Annotated in this window: 3 protein-coding genes; 1 reads left to right on the forward strand and 2 read right to left on the reverse strand. The window is 73.8% G+C overall.

What is annotated here, in order from left to right; genetic code table 11:
- Both RMO85_RS08095 and ssd read right to left on the reverse strand, forming a co-directional pair.
- Nucleotides 1-477, reverse strand: a 477-nt coding sequence (locus RMO85_RS08095; RefSeq protein ID WP_310528221.1) for an ATPase, T2SS/T4P/T4SS family, incomplete at its 3' end; no start/stop codon positions are given.
- Entirely contained in the window at nt 477-1,496 is a 1,020-nt protein-coding gene (gene ssd, locus RMO85_RS08100) for a septum site-determining protein Ssd (RefSeq protein ID WP_310528222.1), read from the reverse strand. The genes ssd and RMO85_RS08095, both read right to left, overlap by 1 nt.
- Nucleotides 1,497-1,671: 175 nt before the next feature.
- Here ssd and RMO85_RS08105 point away from each other — a divergent pair.
- Nucleotides 1,672-2,059: haloacid dehalogenase-like hydrolase (locus tag RMO85_RS08105; RefSeq protein ID WP_310528223.1), on the forward strand; the 388-nt coding region annotated here is incomplete at its 3' end.

Raw genomic sequence — 2,059 nt, forward strand, 5'->3', positions numbered from 1 at the left:
CGAGAACGCGCGCGCCGACGGGACCCGCAGGGAGATGGCGGTCCCGGGTCGGGCCGTGGGGGCCAGCACGGCGTGGAAGCGCGTGCCGTCGGGCAGCCGCACGTCGGCATACGGAGTCGCGTCATCGAGCCGCCTGCCGCCGGTCGAGGCGAGCCGCTGGGCGAGCCGGCGCACGGCCGCGTCGTCGCGGAACCGGACGTGTGTCAGGCGCAGTCCGTCACCGTCGTCCACCCACACCTGCTCGGCCCCGTTGACGAGCACGTCGGTGACACCGGGTTGGCGCAGCAGCGGCTCCAGCGGACCCGAGCCCAGGACGTCGCGGCGGAGCGCGTCGTGGACTGCCAGCACCGTGGCGTCCCCCACCGGTCGTCCGGCGGCGCGCATCGCCTCGGCCACACGCTGCGCAGACAGCTCGCCCGGCGTCGCGGCGAGCCGCTCGCGGACATCGTCGATCAGGCCGGCCTCCGGGTCGCCCATCACGCCACCTCGGCGAGGAACGCGGCGAGTGCCCTGCCGAGGGGCGTACGCCGATGGCGGACCGGTCCGAGGCCGAGATCGACGGACTCGGTGAGCCCGCGCTGCTCAGGCACCTCGAAAGCCACAGGCACTCCGGTGGCAGCGGTCAGGTCGCGCGGAGGAACGGCACCGCGCCGCGACACCAGCCGGAGCCGCGCGGTGTCGGCCATCGCCTCGACCAGCCGGATCGTCGAGGCAATGCCGCTGACCGTCGCCGGTGTCACCGCGAGCACCAGGTCGCAGCGGGCCATCAGCTCCGCCGACAGGGCGCCGCACTGCCGCGCGAGATCCAGGACGACCAGCGGGTGCCCGCGCTGGCCGGCGGCGAGCACGTCGCGCAGCCGCGACAGCGGTGGAGCCGTCGCCACTCCGGTCGCCCACGTCAGCACCCCGACCCCGTCGCGACGTGGCACCGCCTCGCGCAGCGAGCGCGAGCCGAGGCGCCCGGCCGACGCGGCGAGGTCGTGCCACCGCACACCCGCGGTCTCGTCCAGACCCAGCAGCCGGTCGAGCCCCGGGCCGACCGGGTCGGTGTCGATCACCAGGGCAGGGGCGTCCCGACCGCCCACCTGCCCGAGCGCGCACGCGAGCGTGGACGCGCCCGCGCCGCCGGCGCCGCCGATGACTCCCAGCACCAGGCCACGACCCGGCGCCTCCTCCACGTCGGCGAACAGCGCGCCCAGGTGCGCCTCCGCGGCGGGCAGCTCCACCACGGCGCTCGCACCCAGGTCGAGGGCGAGGCGGAACACCTCGGTCGCCGGGGCGTGGCACACCACCACGACCCCCGTCCGCTGCGGCGGAGCGACGCCCGCCACCTCGCCCACGAGGTCGTCGCCGATCACCACCAACGGCGCCAGCGACCACGACGAGAGCGCTCCGACCGGGTCGCCGCGCACCTCGAGCTGGACCCCGGCCCCGGCGGCGACGCGGGCCAGGTCATCGAGGAGTGACGGATCACGGGTGAGGACGAGCGGCTGCATGTCCACGACCCTGACCGACACCGCGGACAACGCACCCGCCTGCGACCCCCGACCTGTGGACGGAGCGCGACACGCCTCACCTGTGGACGGTTCGCGACCCTGCGCCGTCGGCGCCGCGGCGTACCTGAGCCGCGTTCTGCCCGGGAAGCCACGTCCGCCCACCTACGATGGCGCCATGCCCCGTCCCACCGCGGCTTTCTTCGATCTCGACAAGACGATCATCGCGAAGTCGAGCACGCTTGCCTTCAGCAAGCCCTTCCTGGCCGGCGGCCTGATCAGCCGGCGAGCCATGCTGCGCAGCACGTATGCCCAGTTCCTCTATCTCGTCGGCGGCGCCGACCACGACCAGATGGAGAAGATGCGCCGCTTCATGTCGTCGATGTGCGCGGGTTGGGACGTTGCGACCGTGCGCGAGATCGTCGCCGACACCCTGCACAACATCGTCGACCCGCTGGTCTACGACGAGGCCGTGACGCTCATCGAGGAGCATCACCTTGGTACGGCTCTTCAGGCCACGGCCCTTCGCCATCATTACGGCATACCGCTCGCCGGCGACGAATGCG

Origin of the sequence: Nocardioides sp. (assembly GCF_031422975.1) — a bacterium.
Taxonomy (GTDB): Bacteria; Actinomycetota; Actinomycetes; order Propionibacteriales; family Nocardioidaceae; genus Nocardioides.